At 55.0% G+C, this 17925-nt stretch carries 17 protein-coding genes; 2 read left to right on the top strand and 15 right to left on the bottom strand.

Annotated elements, in window-relative coordinates; genetic code table 11:
* Positions 1-3 precede the first annotated feature (3 nt).
* The gene (locus tag HDF10_RS20020; protein WP_183816660.1) at positions 4-786 is read left to right on the top strand and encodes an SOS response-associated peptidase; all 783 of its coding nucleotides are present in this window, start codon (positions 4-6) and stop codon (positions 784-786) included.
* Between the two features lie 23 nt (positions 787-809).
* On the opposite strand, the gene HDF10_RS20015 is transcribed toward HDF10_RS20020, so the two are convergent.
* The 15 genes from HDF10_RS20015 to HDF10_RS19945 form a co-directional block, all read right to left on the bottom strand.
* The gene (locus HDF10_RS20015) at positions 810-1013 is read right to left on the bottom strand and encodes a hypothetical protein (protein WP_183816659.1); all 204 of its coding nucleotides are present in this window, start codon (positions 1011-1013) and stop codon (positions 810-812) included.
* A gap of 177 nt (positions 1014-1190) precedes the next feature.
* Positions 1191-4862: a MobF family relaxase gene (gene mobF / locus HDF10_RS20010; protein WP_183816657.1), complete on the bottom strand. Its 3672-nt coding sequence runs from the start codon at positions 4860-4862 to the stop codon at positions 1191-1193.
* 5 nt (positions 4863-4867) lie between these two features.
* Complete coding sequence (locus HDF10_RS20005) at positions 4868-7015, bottom strand: type IV secretion system DNA-binding domain-containing protein (RefSeq protein WP_183816655.1); 2148 nt, start codon at positions 7013-7015, stop codon at positions 4868-4870.
* Between the two features lie 2 nt (positions 7016-7017).
* Complete coding sequence (locus HDF10_RS20000; RefSeq protein WP_183816653.1) at positions 7018-7401, bottom strand: hypothetical protein; 384 nt, start codon at positions 7399-7401, stop codon at positions 7018-7020.
* Positions 7402-7688: 287 nt separating this feature from the next.
* Positions 7689-7988 carry a hypothetical protein gene (locus HDF10_RS19995; RefSeq protein ID WP_183816651.1) on the bottom strand — a complete coding sequence of 100 codons (300 nt, stop codon included), beginning with the start codon at positions 7986-7988 and terminating at the stop codon, positions 7689-7691.
* 18 nt (positions 7989-8006) lie between these two features.
* On the bottom strand, positions 8007-8984 hold the full coding sequence (locus HDF10_RS19990; protein WP_183816649.1) for a TadA family conjugal transfer-associated ATPase: 978 nt from the start codon (positions 8982-8984) through the stop codon (positions 8007-8009).
* A complete protein-coding gene (locus HDF10_RS19985) occupies positions 8981-9829 on the bottom strand; it encodes a VirB8/TrbF family protein (RefSeq protein WP_183816647.1) in 849 nt (282 codons plus the stop codon). The genes HDF10_RS19990 and HDF10_RS19985 overlap by 4 nt, the downstream gene beginning before the upstream one ends.
* Positions 9830-9988: 159 nt before the next feature.
* The gene (locus HDF10_RS19980; protein ID WP_260178040.1) at positions 9989-10915 is read right to left on the bottom strand and encodes a type IV secretion system protein; all 927 of its coding nucleotides are present in this window, start codon (positions 10913-10915) and stop codon (positions 9989-9991) included.
* Positions 10916-10939: 24 nt separating this feature from the next.
* Entirely contained in the window at positions 10940-11140 is a 201-nt protein-coding gene (locus HDF10_RS19975; protein WP_183816645.1) for a hypothetical protein, read from the bottom strand.
* A 13-nt stretch (positions 11141-11153) separates the two neighbouring features.
* Positions 11154-11963: a hypothetical protein gene (locus tag HDF10_RS19970; RefSeq protein WP_183816643.1), complete on the bottom strand. Its 810-nt coding sequence runs from the start codon at positions 11961-11963 to the stop codon at positions 11154-11156.
* 27 nt (positions 11964-11990) lie between these two features.
* Positions 11991-13361 (bottom strand): TrbI/VirB10 family protein, encoded by a 1371-nt coding sequence (locus HDF10_RS19965; protein WP_183816641.1) that lies wholly within the window; start codon positions 13359-13361, stop codon positions 11991-11993.
* Positions 13362-13365: 4 nt separating this feature from the next.
* On the bottom strand, positions 13366-14196 hold the full coding sequence (locus tag HDF10_RS19960; protein WP_183816639.1) for a TrbG/VirB9 family P-type conjugative transfer protein: 831 nt from the start codon (positions 14194-14196) through the stop codon (positions 13366-13368).
* 37 nt (positions 14197-14233) lie between these two features.
* On the bottom strand, positions 14234-16606 hold the full coding sequence (locus tag HDF10_RS19955; protein WP_183816637.1) for a VirB4 family type IV secretion system protein: 2373 nt from the start codon (positions 16604-16606) through the stop codon (positions 14234-14236).
* The gene (locus HDF10_RS19950; protein ID WP_183816635.1) at positions 16584-16850 is read right to left on the bottom strand and encodes a VirB3 family type IV secretion system protein; all 267 of its coding nucleotides are present in this window, start codon (positions 16848-16850) and stop codon (positions 16584-16586) included. The genes HDF10_RS19955 and HDF10_RS19950 overlap by 23 nt, the downstream gene beginning before the upstream one ends.
* A gap of 11 nt (positions 16851-16861) precedes the next feature.
* A complete protein-coding gene (locus HDF10_RS19945; protein WP_260178042.1) occupies positions 16862-17167 on the bottom strand; it encodes a hypothetical protein in 306 nt (101 codons plus the stop codon).
* Positions 17168-17580: 413 nt separating this feature from the next.
* Here HDF10_RS19945 and HDF10_RS19940 point away from each other — a divergent pair, with 413 nt between their 5' ends.
* Positions 17581-17880 (top strand): helix-turn-helix domain-containing protein, encoded by a 300-nt coding sequence (locus HDF10_RS19940; protein WP_183816633.1) that lies wholly within the window; start codon positions 17581-17583, stop codon positions 17878-17880.
* The last annotated feature ends 45 nt before the right edge of the window (positions 17881-17925 follow it).

Below are 17925 nucleotides of genomic sequence, written 5' to 3'. Positions count from 1 at the left end.
CAAGTGTGTGGCCGATACTACCGTCGATCAGACAAGCAACGCATCGCCGAGGCTTTCAAAGTCGGCAAGCTTCCGCCAGGCTTCGAGCTCCCGCCCGACTACAACATAGCTCCAAGTACCTATCAGCCCATTATTCGGGCTGACGCTGAGACCGGCGAGCGCGTTCTTGTTCAGATGCGCTGGGGATTGATTCCGGCCAAGATTGCTGATCCGGATAGTTTCAAGATCTACACAACAAGCAATGCTCGGGCTGAGTCGATTCTCGACAAGCCGATTTGGAAGGGACCCTTCCAACATAGCCGTTGTCTCATCCCCGTTGATGGCTTCTACGAGTGGCTGCAACGCCCTTCCCTGCCCCAACCGCCGCCAATCGAGCACGGTGAGCACGGTCTTTTTGGAGATCTTCCGGCGCCCCCGAAGAAGTCTCCCAAACCGAAGGCGGGTTCAAGACCCGTCTACAAATTTGAGATGCCGGACTGTGAGCCTTACGCCCTCGCCGGCCTATTCTCCGAATGGCGACCACGCAGAGGGGATCTACACCCGCCGCTTGATACTTTCTCGATCGTCACCACCGAAGCAAACGAGTTGATGGAACCTATCCACAACCGCATGCCCGTCATCCTGCACCCGCGGGACTTCGACCGATGGCTCAACGACTACGATGAGTCTCGGCCGCCCCTCGATCTGCTGCGCCCATTTGAATCAGACAAAATGCGCATGACGCCGGCCAACAGGCTCGTCGGCAATGTACGCAACAACGGTCCTGAGATGCTGAATAGTGCTTGATACCGGAAACGCCAATGGGATGCCTAATTGGAGTAGCCAGCATCCTTTTCGGCTATGCAGATTCGGCCCTCTGCCGAGTTCTTCCACACTGTGTCTGCCTTCATCGCCTCTTTGCATTGTGAAGCGATGTTTCGCGCCACATCCGAGTGCTTCGTTAGCCAGATTTGAAGCCCAGCCACATCAGCCCTGCTCAGGTCTCCAGCACCGGCATCTTCAACCTGTTGCACGATCGTCCGCTGCTGAACGATTGAGGGCTTCGGCTCAGATTTACAGCCAGCTAGACAAATCAAGATCGCTAGAGCTACATAGGAACGGTTCAAGGCACTCTCCTTTTGCTATTCAAGTTTATAGAAATGAGAAAGGGGTAAAAAGCTTTCTGGCTTTTTTCAACCCTGGTTTTAGTGCTAAAGGCAAATTCCGAAGCCCTCTTGCTCAATTGAGGGGCCAGACGGTTCTGGTCCGTTACTGAGACTCGAATCATTGGAAAGCGCCACGTTTGAAAGCTCTGGTTCTTTACTAATGCCGTTGTCTCTCTGCAAGAGATTTGCCCTGTCGGATGTGTAGATTGCGAGGTCGTGAATATTGGGATTCAGCTTCGTGAGGGCGACTTGCTGCTCCGCGAGTTGGCTGCTCTCGCCGGTTATCAAAACCCGGTCTGCAGAGACGTACTTCGCTGTCTCCACGCTGTAGCCGTGCTCGATGTGGCGGGCCTTTTCGGGGCTAAGCTCAATGTCCTTTCCGTTGTCCAGGCGAACGGAAAGAGCGTTGTCCTCACCTATCCTTTCGACGCTGGCCAAGTCGCCGGAGTGGATGCGGTTTTCCCGGTCGGGCACGGTGAACTGGATGCGATCTCCTACAGCTAGGTCGCGCTCCTCGGCCCGGTAGACGGTGCTCTGCCCCGTCTGCTGTTTTAGGAGCGCCGGATTGTAAGAAGCCTGCTCACCGCTGCGTGTTTCTACAGTGAGCAGATTCTTGGAAATATCGACTGCTATAACAGTGGCCGTGCTGTTGTGAATGATCCCATGCTCCTCCGGGCTTCCCTTCTTGTAGTGGATCTCATCTCCCGGCGAGTAGTTCGCAGCGAGACGAGGATTGCCAAATTCCTGTTCGACCAAGACCGACACTGAGCGGCTTTCGGTGAGCCGGCCCTGTGCGTGTAAATCGTCGCGGATGAGCTGGGTAAGTTCGTGCCGATCGGCTGGATCGGCGACGACGATGACGGCGCGATCCGGCTGTGCTGCGTAATCCAAGGCAACCGCGGCTAGGCGATGATCTGGGTTCGTGTATTCGTAAATCCGGCCCTGCTGCTGTAGCAGTTCGGTCGCTGTGGCTGGGTCGTTGTTGCGGAATGCCTCAACGGCTAGCCGGGTCTGTTCACTGGAACTCGGTTGTCTGAAATCGAGAGCGGCGGTCTTGCTGATGTCGGTTGCAAGCCGCTCTCCTAGCGTCTCCGCGTTGTTCGTGTAAATGCGGGCGTCTTCTGACGCGCGGGAGATGGCCACATACGCAAGCCGTGTATTGATAAGGCTGTTTGATGATTCTGTATCAATGTTTGCGATGACTCGGCCCGCAGTGAGACCTTGAGAGCTGTGAGAGGTAACGGCGTAGCCGTGATCGAATTGCCGGAACTCCGCGGCGTCGAATGTGACGGTACGCTCGGCTTTGCCGTCGAGTCGAACGGTCATTTTTTCGTCCTCGAGGCCGAAGACTGTTCCAAGATCGCGGTTCGCAAGCCCGAGGTCTTTGTTGGGCGCGGTGAACTGGATGCGGTCGCCGGTTGCGAACTCACGCTCAGTCTCTCGAAAGACATTCACTCCTCGGAGCCGTCGCGGGTCATAGGTAACGCTCGATCCATTTTCCAGCTCGACGGTAAGAGTATTGGCGCGTGCATCAACAGAGCGAACGGTAGCGAAGCTATCGCGCACGATGCCTTCGGCCTTACTGCCAGTGGTGTATTGCAGTACCTCGCCTACGTTATATCGCGCTGCCCAAGTACGGTCTGCGCCAGTCATATCGGAGCGGTGGGCAAGGGTGCTGAACTTCTGGCCGTCGTCGGCCAGCGTGCCCTGCTGTAGCAGCTCGCCGCGCACGGCTTCATTGATCTGTTGGCGGCTCTTGTTGTCGGGTGACACGATAATCGTGTTTTCGGGCCGCGTAGCATAATCCTTTGCGATCGCGTTGATACGTTTCTGGCCGTTCGTAATCTCCGAAACGCGGCCTTGCTCGGCCAGCATCGCAATTCCCTTCTCCGTCTCATTGTTCGCGAGATGCTGGACGGCCTTTAGCAGCTCCGGGTCTTTTTGCCGCATGATTTTATCCAAATGCGAGGTCTGCATCCCGGCCTCTTGCATCTGTTGGAAGGGTCTGCCCGCATCCACACCCTGATGCTGCCGGGTGTCTCCAATTACCAAGACACGATCGTCTGGCTTGAGCTTGTCCAGAAACGCCCGCATCTGCCGGGTGCTGGCAAGGCTGGACTCATCGAGCAAGTAAAGGTGCTTGATTTTGGGATTGGCGCTTGGGTGATTTTCCCCACGCGCAAGGAAGCTCTGGAGCGTGTTAGCGTCGATCCCGGCCTCGCGGAGCTGCCCTGCCGCCTTTGAGGACGGGGCAAAGCCCTCGACCGTGTAGCTGTTCTTTTCTGCGCCCTCGCGTATGACCTCAAGCGTCGTCGTTTTGCCGGTTCCTGCCAGTCCTTGCAAACCGTGGATTCGGTCGGAAGAGTTTAGAATTTCTTCGATAGCCTGCCGCTGGGAGTCATTGAGGAAGTCGCGGGTGTTGGCCTGCTCTCGGGCTTGCTCTGCACCCATAATCGGCGTGACAGTGTTCCGGCCGTCAAGGACGTGCCGCACGTTGGCACGTTCCGCGGCGATGGTTTCGGGCGTGGTGAAGCTCCGCCCTGAGCTGTACTTCTCTCCTTGAACTGATCGGAAGTCTCCGACCTCACGTCGTCTGTCGAACTCGGACCGAATCTCTCCGTATGTCGCCTCACCCATACCGCGACGGAGCGCGTCCCGAAGTATGGTTCGCTCGTCAGCTACGGCCTCGCGCTCGAAGATGCTCTCGCGGGTGAAGGTAATGGCCTCCTTCGCTTGCGTGCTGTTCTCTTGGCGAAGCTCCTGCTGCTCGGCCCGCTCGCGGGCGGCAGCGACGACCTTCTGCGGCTGGTTGCCAAAATCAGCGGCCCTGTCTTTGTGCGCCGTTAGAACTTCCTCGGGAGTGAGCGTTTGCTTGCGGTCGCGGGTGGAGTGCGCTGCAATCTGCGCTGCCTCCGGGCCGCTGTGTCCTGTTTTCTCCAATTGATCCTTGATTTGCTGAGAGCGGGGGCTTGAGGCATCAAGGTATTCCCTGGAGTAGCCTTTGATCTCGGGTGCTCCGCTCTTCCCTGCCTCGATTTCATATCCGAGATTGCGGAGCTGATAGGTGAGCGCTGATTGGTAAACGGCGGTCGCATACTGCTGGCTTTCAAAGAAAGCTCGCTCCTGTAATGCACGAGTGGAACCATCAGCCCTTTCCGTCACATTGAAAATGACCGCGTGAGTGTGGAGCTGTGGTGCAGCGTAGCCGTCCACCGGGCGAGCTGTATCATGCTCGAACTTTGCAGCTATGAATTTACCCGTCTGCTCAGCGGGGTTGTTGCCGCCAATCCGCGCATATGTGTAACGCTCCAGCTCGTCCAAGGCAGTTGCGACGGCGGCACGGTGAGCATCTCGCACGCGCTCATCACCCCCGACCAGGGCGGTAAGCGAAACGGATTTGGGTGCTGAAAAGGTTGCATCCCATCCGGCTCGATGTTCGACCGCCTTGGTAGTTGTCCCGTCCTCGTTCGTATACTCCTGCGCGAGACGGTGTTTGACCATCTGCTCCTCAGTCTGTGGATGCATCCCTTCGGAGAGACGGTAGAACTCCGACGGCGAGACTTCGCCGCTGAGTCCAAGCGATGCGGCGAGCTTCCCTTGCCACTCGCCTTTCACCGTATCGCCCTGCTTGTAGTAATTCTGTGCGTCAGACGTGAACTCTAGCTTGTGATAGCTTTGCGCCTGACTTGAAGAAAGCGCTTTGGAAATAGTGAGCATGGGCGTTATGGCCTCAACTCGAAGGCGGGGCCGTCCAGCTCAGGGGTGCCGTTGGCTACCATGATCTGCTCGACGGTTTTAGCTTGGCTTGTTGTATCGGCTTCTGCTGCTGCCGCCAGTGTAGAGGTAGGCGCAAGCCGGTTCTTCTCGTCGGCGCGGGCTGGTTCAAATTCGTTTTCCTTTGGCCAAGGGATAGGCCGCTGTTTTAGCGCGTGAGCGATCGGAGCGCTGCTGGAGCTGTCCGTCGTTGGCTCGGTTTCGGCCGTCTCGTCGTCGTCTTCTACTTCAGTGTTCAGGTATGCAGCGCGGCGTGGTTCTAAGGTGTCGGGATCAAAACCCATCCCTCCGTCCGCGTACTTCCGTGGCAAGAATCCTGGCGTCGGAGTCGGCAGGTCTAGGTAGTCAAAATCAAAGCGGGCGACGTTGTTTCCCAGTTTCAAATACGCATGTCGGTCGTCCAGTCCGCTAATCTCAGAACCCATGACAAGCGGTTCAATCTGGCGATCAAGGCTGAAATTATGTCCTGATCGGGTGCCGTCGTACTTAGTCTCTTTGAGCCGTTCGATTTCGACTTTGCCTATCGCTTCAGAGATCCACTCGGCTGCTTTTGGCTCGGCAGTCTTCATGAATATTTTGGTCGCTGGCTGGGACAGCATGACCTCGGCCAGACGGCCATAGATTACTTCGAGCTGGGCTTTCCCTTGGAAGCCCAACACGAGCGGATTTTTGCTCTTACGGTTCTCGGTGATTGCCGTGTGGAGTTGGGGAAGCTTCTGGAGGCTGGCCAGCTCGTCGATCACAAACCAGACCTGTTTCTGTCCGGGCTGTGGGGCGCTCAGCAGGCGCATAACAAGCAAATCTATCCAAAGCGAGTGGAGCGGACGGAGCGTTTCACGCTCGGGCGGGCGCGAAGTGATGAAGATCCAGCCTTTGCGCTCCTGTGACCAGGTGCGGGCATTCCACGTCCGTTTTGCTTGGTCTCGCTCTGGCAACAAGCGGAAGGATTTTGCTACCAGTCCGAGGGAGGCGAGTACGCCTGCTCGCTGTGGTCCGGCCTTGCGGTCGATATAGAAGCTCATCTCCGTACCCGCTACTAGCCTCTCCAGCGTCGTGCCATCTGCCAGCCATTCGGCAAGCTGATGCGGAGACGGACCTTTCTTGAGGAGGTAAGCGAAAATCTGCGCCGGAGTCTGATGAAAGAACTCGTCCTTGCTGTCCGTAGTGGGCTGATAAAGTGATGCCGCGATTGCATCGGCCTCAGCATTTGTGGCCATCTCTTGCGCTGGACCCCAATATGGGCAGCGCTCGTCCAACGGGTTCAGAATGATGTCCCCGCGCGCCTCATCGTAGAACCGCTGGATGTACTCGCAAGCCGGATCATAGACGATGGCCGAGTCACCACGGCCTCTGATCTGTCGAAGAATTTGCATGATGAGCTGGGTTTTTCCAACACCGGTGTCGCCCATAATCTGAAAGTGCTGTGCCTCCTTTCGTTCTGGAATACGCATCATCTTTCCCAACTCTGTCGTTTTGAAACCGATACCATCTCCCTTTGCCGCTCTATTGAAGTCGGCGGGCGTTAGCATGACAGGGCCGCGCAGAACGCGACCGTATTTCATCTGCCGGAAGCGTTTCAGGTCTTTGGGAATCGCAAAGGTTAGCATAGCGACTAGGCACACGCCGCTCTCGATCATGCTCACCCGAAACATTTCAAAAAAACCTTTGTCGTTGTAGACTGCGCCCCTTAGCCAGCGGTGCATCGCGCCGTCTGTGAGCTTCTGAGATGGGCCACGATAGAACCAGCTATAGCCTTGTGCCTGGGCCAGCTCGGAAAGTCCGATCGGCACAGTCTTACCGCTTGGAAGGGTTGTTTTACCATCAGTGAGGTCAACGGGAAGGGCGAGTCGTGGCTTCACTTTTGCGCCAGCCAGGTATACAAGTCGATAGTTCCCGTGGGAGTTGAAAGCTGACCCAGCCTGCGACGATACATACTCCATGATGTAGCTCTGCTGAAGCGGCGACATGGAGAAATTCAGGTGCTCCCACATGAAAAACAGCGTGCAGAGCAACGCCATTGCGAGCGCGGAATAGCTCATAATGGGCGCGTGCGGTGGCCAGATGATCGTTTCTTTACGTCCCCATTGCGATGCCATGTTTACCGTCCTCCTGCGTTCTCTTCGCTGTATTGCCGGCGTACTTCCTGCGCGGCTTTCCGTTTCTCTTTGCGTACGGCCGCCATAACTTCAGTGACCCATTCCGGCGATACTGGCTTGCCTGTGATGAGCGGCTTGAAGAGGTTCACCATTAGCATTCGTGTGGCTACCAGCTCCGTAAAAAGGGCGTCAGCATCATCTCGTCGCGCCTCGCGTAGAAGAAATTCACGCGCCCACTCGCGCACCGTCGTGCACTGGGCCGATGCCACATCTTCAAGCTCTCGTGCTTCATCCTCTGTGAAGCGTATGGCGATGCTGCGGACACGCGACGGTCGCCCGATTCTCTGTCTAAGGCGCTCCTGCATATCGAGAATTGCTTCGGTCACTGGAACCTCCTATGTGAATGTTTCCGCCCGGAAACACAATGATTCCGCCCGGAAACGTCGTCTCTGTAAGTGATTGCTGCGACAGACGTTTCCGGCGGGAAACATCTGTCGCTCTCCACACCACCCTCCAAGGGATGGAGTGTCATCATTCCTCATGTGCGGAGCACATCCGCCCTCGTCGTTGCTGTTGTTGTTGCATTTGTTGTTGCTGTTGCTGTTGTCTCTACGAAGTGCAACGAAGTGATGCAGAACTGGAGACGTGAAGGACACGCACCCTGCGGGCGCTGCTACTTTGCGTCGGAAGCGACGCTCTTAGCGCCGTTTCGATTGCCGTTTTTCATCGCGGTAGGAGTGCCCGGAGCCTTCTTGATTCGCAACGATGCTGGCACATGAACATCAGGCTGCTTATCAAGGTGTTGCTGAAAGTCTTTGTCTTTGGTAAATATGTATTCCATTCCCTTGTCCACCACTTCATCAGCAGAAACATTGAGGAAAGCCGCATAGCGGTCAATCATTTTTGCAGTTGACTCTTCAAGTTTTAGGGTGGCGTCGATCTTCTTAGAAGCCTTCACAGTGAGCAATGCCATGCGTTTGTCTCCTTGGGTTTATGCAGCGTTTGGAGTTGAAGCGCTGTAGATGACTTCCGTCTCGAAGCGCTGTTCGTTGTAGTCATAGCCGTTGACAGTGATAAGCTCTCGAACCTGTCGGCGACCGTTGGCAGCCCGTTCGCAGTAAAGAGTGAAATCGATTGCCTCAGCCGTCTCGCTACGCATGAAAGCGTGATTGAGATTAGGTCTCGCACTGAGAGCTAGGTTGGCGAGACGGTTCAAAGCATCCCATGCTGACTTCGCATGGATCGTTGACAATGTTCCGCCGTGCCCTGTGTTCATCGCTTGGAGGAGGTCATAGCCGCACTCGTTGCGAATCTCACCCATGATGATTCGGTCGGGCCGGTGACGCAGAGCTGCCGCCAGCAGCTCGCTAGGTGTGACGGCCACCTGACCGGGAATTGCTTCAACTGCCTCCCACCGAATTGCGTTTGGCTGTAGAACTTTCAACTCTGCAGGCTGCTCGATGATGCACAACCTCTCACTTGGGGGAATATGATCGAGTAGCGCTTTCATGAGGGTTGTTTTGCCGCTGCCTGTGCCGCCAGCAATGATGCCGTTCTTGCGCTGCATCATAAGACCGACGACTGTATCCCTCACCTCTACGGGCATACTCCCCGAGGCAATAAGCTCGTCCGACGTGAACCACTTGTTGAACTTTCGGATGGTGAGGGTAGGACCGTTGATCGAAGATGGCGGGCCTACGACAGCGACGCGGGAACCATCGGGGAGCCTTGTATTGAGAATGGGGTTCTGCGTTGTGAGGTCTTGACCCAAGATTCGAGCCACACGCTCAATCGCTGCGGTTAGTCTCTCGTTGGTGTATGGAGTTGAGAGTGTGATCTGTTCGACAACACCGCCTTTATCCGCATACACCCCGGTCGTTCCGTTGATCATCAAGTCAGAGATTGTTGGATCTAGGAGAAGCACACGAATCTCTTCTGGAAAGAAAGGGAGAATGAGGTCGTAGCTCACCGAATTGCTCCTGATCCTGCCCCAGGTATGGCGGGCGCTGTTATCGCGCTAGGCACAAGGGTCTGGGCTACTGGCCGCGGGTTTGCGGTCGAATCTGTAATCGGCTCTACACCGATCCGGTTCTCGTGAAACTCGGTCATGGTCATGCCGAGAGGGTTGATCGTCTCGAATTGTGGAAAGACACGGGACTGGTCACTTACCTGCTTGGGATTAAGGTAGTACGTGACCGAAAGCATCCAATGCTCTGTACGTGGTTCGTGCGAGTTTCGGACGGAATAGAGTTTGTCGATGTTGACCAAGGCCGTTCCCTTGGACATGCGAACGCCCTGAATCTGTTCCTCTGACATGCTGGTGATCGTGACATTTCGCACTTCCACATCGCTCTGCTCGATCTGTCCGGCAATGACCTGGGAGACAAAGTGGTTTCGGTTGTCATCGCTCATCAACTGAGTCGAGAGCTGCTGTGAGAAAAAGAAATAGTTGAGCGGGTACTTTTTGGTGATTGTGTCTCTGTTGATGGTGAAGCGATAGTTAGCCCAATCAGTGAGGTACGTGCGAACCTCCCCCTCGCGTGGGCTGTAGTTCAAATCTGTGTATTGGATCGCCTGCGCCCTCCCCATCTCATCTATGCGGATGTAGCGGTTCTGAATTGGTTTGTGAGCGAGCGAGACCATAGCTCCAAAGGAGCCAAGCAGCAAGACGGACATGGTGACGATTACGAACCGGCTCACCTTTCGCTCGGCATAGTGCGAGGCGTAGACCTCGTTCGCAATCTCGTCAGTAAGTAACGCTTCCTTGGGAGTCCAGGCAGCGTCAGTGATTGGGGTTGCTTGTGTGGCGGCCATGAGCGGGTGTCCTTTCGATTTGGTGTTCTGCCTTGATAAAGCCGAGTGTGGTGAAAATGACTGAGCCAATGAGAATGAGGATCAGACAGGTTCGGAAGATGTAGACCAGAAAGCGCGGAGGAGCAAACGGGATTGTAAAAACAACATTCATGGAGAACCTCACTTACCGCCCCGGAATTTAGCCAGGGCGACTCGCGTTACAAGATTTTGAGCGGAGCCGGTTGCTCCGGCGCCGCCGCCGAAGATAGCTTGGGTCATCGTCGGGATAAAGAGCATGTTGATGATGAACGCGGCGAAAACCATAATGACGGGGATGAGGTTCGCCAACCACATGCCGATGGAATAGTCCCCGTTGAAGGTCTTTTGTAGGAAGGTATTCATAAACCCTTCCCAGACGAAAATGAATGCCGAAGCAACGGCGCGGATCATCGCAAAGCTGAGTAGCACTTCAACGAATGAGTAGAACTTGCCTCGCAAACTGTCAGTCATGTACAGCGGGATAAAGAGAGGGCCAAACAGTGCTGTCACTGCGTAGAAGATGAATGAGCTGACGTTGATCACGAAGAGGATGCCAGCAGCGAGGCCGAGAATGATCTGCACAAGGTAGTAGCAAACCTGTTCGCTGACAGACAGCAGCGAAGGCGAACCTGTCTTCGAGGCGGCGTCGCTGAGGAGCTGAGTGAAGTTTGAGAGCGAGTTCTGATCGAGCACGCTCACGATTGATTGTGCGAGTGCGGAGAACAGGTGGTTGAGTCCGAAACCCGCGCCGGGTAGTGGGTTGACCCAGTAGGTCTCTAGCAGACAGCAGACGGTGAGCCGGAGAAGGAATCGGACGATTTCTCCTGCCTCCAACGGAGTTGGATTGAGGCTGAACGTCATATTGGACGTACTAAAGCTGACAACCATATTCACTAGTTGAAAGAACGCTATGGTGCTCAGCAACGTGATCCCTAGATTCGTGAGCGCTCCGCCATTGGCCGTTGTTAGGGCGGTAAGGTTGTTCGTGAACTGATAAAGCCAATCGGTGCCCGGCAGAGCCAGCGCCAATGCCGAAAAGGTTGTTAGGTGCATCATCATGGCGTCCATTCCGTAGTTTGAGCTGGTACTGCGCTAAAACTGGCTGAAGTCGTCTCGTGGAAATGAGGGGTCAAGTTTCATGTGAATGGATTGGCCCCACTGCTGAAGCGAATGATTGGCTCCACAAACCTCCATAAGGAGTCCGAGGGCCAGGGCGCAGGCAGTGAAGGCGAGTAGCGCCACAATTGGCGGCGCTACATCGGTTGCAAGGCGTTTGAACATCGGCAGTTTCATCGAAGTCAATCCTTTAGGGGAGATAGGTTGTCCACGTGCCAGAATCGGCCACGTTGAGGGTTGGGTTCGCTGTGTGCTGGGCTTGGACGAAACCCCACGTATTCAGATCCTGCGCAGCGGCGTTTCGCTGTTGCATGTTCTGAATGGTCATTTGCTGCGCGAGACAAGCGTGCAGAACACCCTGCGCTTGCTGTTCGTTGAGCTGTTGCGCTTGGGCTGCGTTGAGGAGGTTGAGTTGTTCAACCTCACTGTTGGTAGATGAAGACCCGTCGAGCTGGGCAGACTGAAGGCTTGCCTGAGCTGTGGCGGCGTCATTGCGGGCCTGACGGTAGGAACCCACGGCATTGAGGCAATCGGGTGAAGCGGTGTCCGATGCCTCGATCATCGCGAGCTGTGTCAGGTTTGAACTATTCCCTACCGTTTGTGTGCTGAGAATGCCGCTGGTTTCTGGAGTCAAACCAATTTTGGAGTTGGTCCAGGCCATGAGTGCGGCGCTCTGATTGTTGAGGTTGAGAGCATTCGTAAAACCGTTTGTTTCCCCGTAGGTATTGGGGACCGAAACGGATTTGATCTTGTTCAGTTCCGTCTGCCAGATGGCCTTGGCAGAAAAGTTCTGAACATTGCTCTTGATCGCGTTGTATTGGCTTTGTGCTGTGGTGAGCATTTTGGCCAAAGTGGAGAGCTGCGACACAAGTTGGCCGTAGCTGCTCGGGTCGAAAACGATATCCCCAAACCCGAAAAGGGCAAAGCTGGGGGTAGCGGTTCCGAGTATGACAACGCCTGCAACAATCCACTTGCGGCGTTTTGTGAGCGTAAGGTTCATACGTCCTCCTGATTTCGGGAACGGCTGTTACAGCGCTGAATCGACGCGATGTTCTGCGTAGGACGGAATCAATATGTCTTGGTTGATGTAAACGCGGGCGCGAGAACCCTCCTTTACTGTGATCACGGGCAGACGATTGAGGAAGTGATTCAATATCTGCTCGGCCTCCATAGCGGACTGCTCGGAGATTCCGTTGCGTATCTGCGTGTCGGCGGTGAGGACGCTACCGTTGTTTCCGATCTGCGCGAGGCCGCCCATACCGCCAATTGCGGCGGCGGCGGCAAATGAGCTGAGGAGGTGGTTGTTGACGTTAGTAGCTAGGCCGGTCGTTCCAATGGGATCGAGACCGATGTACTTATTGAGATCGAGTGAGAATCCATCCGGGCAGACTGCGCGATTGAAGACTACGATTAGTTTTCGCTGCTGCTGGCTTCCCACACTCTGCACATTCCCGATAAGGCGGGTCCCCTGCGGTAGCAAAAGCTGTTGATGGTCGTGGGAGTAGTAGTCAGTCGTCAGCATGACAATGATTGGTCCAGGAAGGCCGCCGTCTACGTGGTTGGTCACAACTCCCTCGAAGACTGTTCCCTCAAAAACACGGTAGAGCCGCCCTTGATACCCGTCGAAGTCGTACGCGGCCATCGGGTCTTTCTTCTGTGATTGCTGTGCGGCGACGTTTTTGAGACCGGCTGAGCGCTGCTGCTGCGCTCCTGGACCTCCGTTGTTTGTATCTGGCGCAGCGCTACCGCTGCCGGCCTCGCCAGAAGCCGCTAGCGGTGCGTTTTCTCCAGTGCTGGCCGATTGAGGTTCATTAGTGTTGGCCGCGAGCGTAGTTGTGCCGTTGGCTGCCGTTCCTCCATGTGCAAAGTCGATGGCTACTGTGTCGCTATTGAGAGCGTCTTGGTGCTGCTTCTCACGGGCGAGCTGTCGCTGCTTTGCTTCGGCCTGCTCTTGCGCAGTGTTCGAGGTGTATTTAGGAGCGTTCGGACTATCGCCGTAGATGGCCTGACGCTGTGCCGCCGTCATGGGAGCCGTGTTGGGCGATTCGGGGCCAGGTATAGCTTGCTCTTGCTGAAGCTGAGCCATTTGCGCGGCGAGCTGCTGTTGACGGATTCGATCGGCCTCGTCACGCTGGGCAAGAAGCCGCTGCTGAGCCTCGAAACTCGTAACCTGCTGAGCATTGGGTGATGCAGGACGCATCGGAAGCGCACTCCGCGGTGCTTCCTTTGCGCCGTGGTGCAAAAGGTTCCCTACATTGGCAAGCCCGATGATTAGGATGACGGCGGCCAACCCGATGATGATTGGCATCGACTTCTTGATTGCGGGCGTAGCCTCTGGCTGAGCAGGTACGGGGCCGGGATCGTTTACGGTCGGGGGAATCTGGTTTGGATCGGTCATGACGCTAGTTGCCCCCTGTGCGCTTGAACTCGACACGCTTTTTGCCGATGGTGAGATACCCGTCTGAAAGAGATTTGGGAATCGTGTAAAGTCCTTCGTTGAAATCGAAATTGATCAGACTTCCCTTCCCGTCTTTCAGCTCGTAAAGAGCAGGGGTCTCTTGGAAGTGACCACGTAGATAGGTGAATTTGTCATCGCGCCACACTTGCTGTAGGCCAAGTTCATTACCCTTCTTTTGGTCCCATGTGTAGTCAAAGTGGAGCTGTCCGGGATATTGGCTGCGATACTGCTCAGCCTTAGCTGCTTCAGCCTTACGCTCGTTTGCCGCTTGTACCTCGGCTTCTTGGGCCTCCCGCTTCGCCTTGTCCAACTCAGCGGCGGGAACAAAGACAGGCATCGCTGCAAGCTTGTCTTTACCAGCCTGATCGCCGGGGGTGACAAAAACCTTGGAATCGAAATGAGGATCACCGTCGCTCGACACTTCTCTGAGCTGTAGGGTGTATTCGTTCCCGTGGTCGGAAACGATATGCACGTCAGTAGTCGTGTTTGCGACTTTTGGTTTGATCGAGATGAATCGGCTAGCGACGTGGCCGCCATCGAACACCCACGACACGGTATCGCCACCGAAAACAGTAGCGACTTTTTCCTCTGCGGGTAGCAGGATGAGAGTTGATTGAAGGAGTCCGGCCCGGATAACGGGCGGCGTCTCCGTCTCGTGTATGACAACAGTACGTGGTGCGCTGGGCAATAGGTTTGGCGACGTGGCCGCCTGGCTGGTTGTGACTGCGCCAACCGCGAGGCCGGAACTTATAAGCAGGATTGAGATGGTCTTCATAGTGTTTTCCTTGTCGTGGAGTAGTGTGGCGCAGCGGTTAGACAGCCTCCCCTTGGGCAAACCGCTCGATGCCCTCGGTGAGTCCGTACTTCTCGATGAGTTTGGTCCGGCGTACTCGGTCCTTTGGTTTTGTGGAGAATTTGGCGTAGCTTCGGTTGTCGAGATTGAGCGTGACAACCTTAGTCAGGCCGTCGCGACGAACGTAGAGCCCTTCACGGTCCCGCAGTGACTCGAATAAATCGAGTTGCTGGTCGGTGAGCTTGAAAAGTTCGCCGTAATGCTTTCGGTTGAAAGTGGCATCCGGCAAGAAAAGGAAAGAGGTACAAGAGTTGACAATGCTGTCTGCGTTTTCTCCCAGGTCATTCGCAGATTGCCCTATCAAAGTCACGCCGCCGAGGTTTTTGCGAACAGTTTTGATAGAGGCAAGTGCAGAATCTAGGAGCTGCTTGTTCTTCATACTGGAGAAAATCTCCTCGATGAGAACATGCTTCGGGACGCCTAGATTTGTTGGGTCGTAGAGCACATTGTCAATGCGACGAAGTATCCAAACCATCAGCGGCTCGATAAGGTCGGCGTATTGACTGTTGTTCACTCCTTGGAAATCGAAGCACTGAAGACGTCCAAGGGAAAGCTCGTCTTCTACGTTGTCGAAGATCGCGGCATAGACGCCCTTCCCTACCCACTTGGCCATATAGCGGTCTAGGTGCTTCGGTAGTCCAAGATTTGAGAGACGGCGATTGTGGGGTTCAAGGTGGTAAATGCCTTGCACGGCTTTGTAGATCACATCGTCGTCTTCCGGGCTCAGCATCGCGCCGCCACTTGTGAGCAACAGCTTCTCGAACGAGTAAAGAAATTTGATGTTGTTCTCTGTCGGTTCCAGCGAGAAAGGAGCGGCGCGGGGGCCATTCTTGCCAACTCGGGTCACTTTGCCACCGTAGAGTTCTACCTGACTCTCGTAGGAACCGCCGATATCAAAGATGTAGGAGAAACCGTCGTACTTCCGCTCCAACGCAAGCATCTGGTTAGCGTGGACTGACTTTCCGGTGCCAGTTGGTCCAATGATGAGCATGACGCGCACGCCGTTCACGTAGGCATCTTGGAAAAACGGAGTACGGGTCCGCGTCTCAAAGATGTTCAGGTATTCGGCGTCAAGGTCTTCCGAGTACGGGTGCCCGATGTGCGGGGCGAATACAGAGGACATTCGCGCATGGTGGTTCTCACCTAACCACAGCGGGAAGACATTGAACTTCTGATTCCCCGGAAACATTGTGTAGAACGAAGAAAGGTTTCCAAGCGTCTCTTCCATCACTTGAGCGCGGGCATCAACGAATAGTCGGTGAACGGCTGGAATTGTGTCACGAAGCTGCTCTACGCTTCTGGCGGCGAGTAGCAATCGCATTGTGAATTCACCTTGCGCGGTCTTGTCGAGAGAGCGGATGACTTCACTAAGATCGTCCACGCTGGCTTCAGCGGCTTTGGCACCAGCCCCTGTCTCTAGCGAAGCAGTATCCCTACCGCTCATCACGCGGGCGAGAACGCCTACCTTGAAAAAGGAGATGAACTTTTCTTGCGAGGAAATCTCCGATCGCGCTGATGCTGCCGACTTCGGCCTCCAGCTCGTGCATAGAACACTGTCGCAGTCGAGGGTCATCAAGCCTGAAAACTGACACGGTCTTGAAATTTCCGGTGTATTCGTCAGGGAGAACATCTGGACATAACGCTTCCCAACCCGGAGATGGTCACTGTGCCACGACAGCGGGCTCTTTACAATCTGTCGGTCCACTCCGGTATCACGGATGAGACGGTCGTGTTCGCACCACGGCTCTAGGTTGAAGAGATAAGAAAAGAATGGGAACGCCTCGACTTTTTCGAGAAGCCGTAGGCCGACCGCTGAATTTAGATGTGATTCTAAGATCGTCGCGCTTTTTTGAAGACTCGACAGCATCCGCGCATGATCCTCCGCCTTCTCATTGGGCTTTCGTTCAAAAGGGTTTTTCTGCGACGGCTCGAAGGTGAGACACCAATGCAGGTCAATTCTGCGAAACCCTGCTGTCTGATCTAAGAACGCGAGACGGTCGTTTACAAATGTCTCGGTGACGGGATTGCTGTACTTCTTTTGGCGCGGAATCTCAAAACCTGAGAGAACGCGGGCGTACTGATAGAGGCAGGAACCTTCAGGCAATCCGCGCAGTGCGCCCTCGATGGAACGCACTCGCGCTTCGAGTTCCTGATCGGTCAAGCTCTCCTCATCTATGCCGGTTAGAGAAAACAGGCATCCATAGCCGCCTGTTTTCAGGGCGAAGAGGGTCGGGGTCACGAAACGAGAAATCGGCACGATGCTGCAACCGGCTCCAGCTTTCGCGTACCAGGGCGTATGGCGTCTGAGTTCAGTTTTCTTTTCGGGGGTCATAGTAGGGCTTCTGGAAAAGGCTGTGGCCCCAAAGCTCGAACATCTTCGGGTGCTTGCGGACGGTGAGCCACGCAGCAGCTACCAATACTGGGAAGCTGATGAGGGCCAGAATGCGAAAACCAACGAGGAAAACCGTTATCGAGACAAAGACAATAACCATCCACGTCGTCAGTTCCAGACCGGCTTTTGTTCTGGATCTGTTCATCGCCTGATTGATCGGTAACGGTTCCCCTCGTTTGGTCATGGTTGGGCTCCTTACTGGGTAACGGTCTGGCCGGTGAGAGAGCTGATCCAACCAGCGCCCCAGCCGAGAACGCCAGCACCGAAGAGTGCGCCGAAAAGACCGGGAATCGCATCTTGGAAGCGACCACTCATCATCCGAACGCCAGCGAAGATGAGACCTCCGAGGCAGATGACGGCTCCGGCGTACTCTGCGAACGTTTTGAAGGAGTTCATCGCGGTCGTGGCACCGGAAAAATCAACCGTGCCTTGAGCGTGAGCAAGTGAGGTGAGTGAAATGGCGAGCAGACTTGGTGCGATGCTTCGCCCGAATGTCCGCAGATTCTTCTTGGACAATTTCTGAACCCAGCGTCGCGCCAGGCGTGAGTCGATTGATTTGTTCAAAGTTTTCTCCTTATGAAGCGAATTTTGGCTAAAGGAAATGGGTTGTGCTCTCAAAAGAGCCTTCGTGCAGTGGCTTTTTGTCCTCCTTTCGTGTTGGGCTTTGCGGTCCACAGCCCTATCGCCACGCGGTACAATCCGCCGCCGTGTACACGTTGCTGTGTTACCACAAACTTGTGTCATGATGCACAACTTATAGCGAGTCTTCCGCTTCGTGTCAACACACTTTTCATACCCACAGTTTTGTGTACAAAACACAATAAGGCATCTCCACATTTGTGTGTGTACTTTGGAGGTTGCTAAGATTTTGCAGAGATCGCTATACCGGGAGGTTGCGGTGTGCTCTTATCATCTTGCGCGAGGTCCACATCGACACCGATTCCATGCTGCGATACGACTACAAAAAGTTCTCAGCGGCTTTAGGTAAGCGAGTCAAATTGTTGCGCAAGGAGCGCGGGCTGACCTTGCGCGCACTTGTTGTTCAGCATGGCTTTCACTTGACGCAGATACAACGTATTGAGAAAGGCGATGGTCTCTCAGTGCCGACTCTGCTTCGGATTGCCGAGGTTTTTCAAATACCTGTCGAAGAACTGGTCGCCGGTCTAGGCTTGATCGAGGGCGGCGAGTCGCGATCAAAATCGTCAAAGAAATAGCTCTCCCTTTCCACAGAGTCTGCAACTCGCTGTTGGCAGTCAGTT

The organism is Tunturiibacter empetritectus (genome assembly GCF_014201375.1).
Classification (GTDB): Bacteria; Acidobacteriota; Terriglobia; order Terriglobales; family Acidobacteriaceae; genus Edaphobacter; species Edaphobacter lichenicola_D.
Note: the sequence above shows the minus strand (reverse complement) of the source record. Positions and strands in the feature narration are given on the sequence as shown.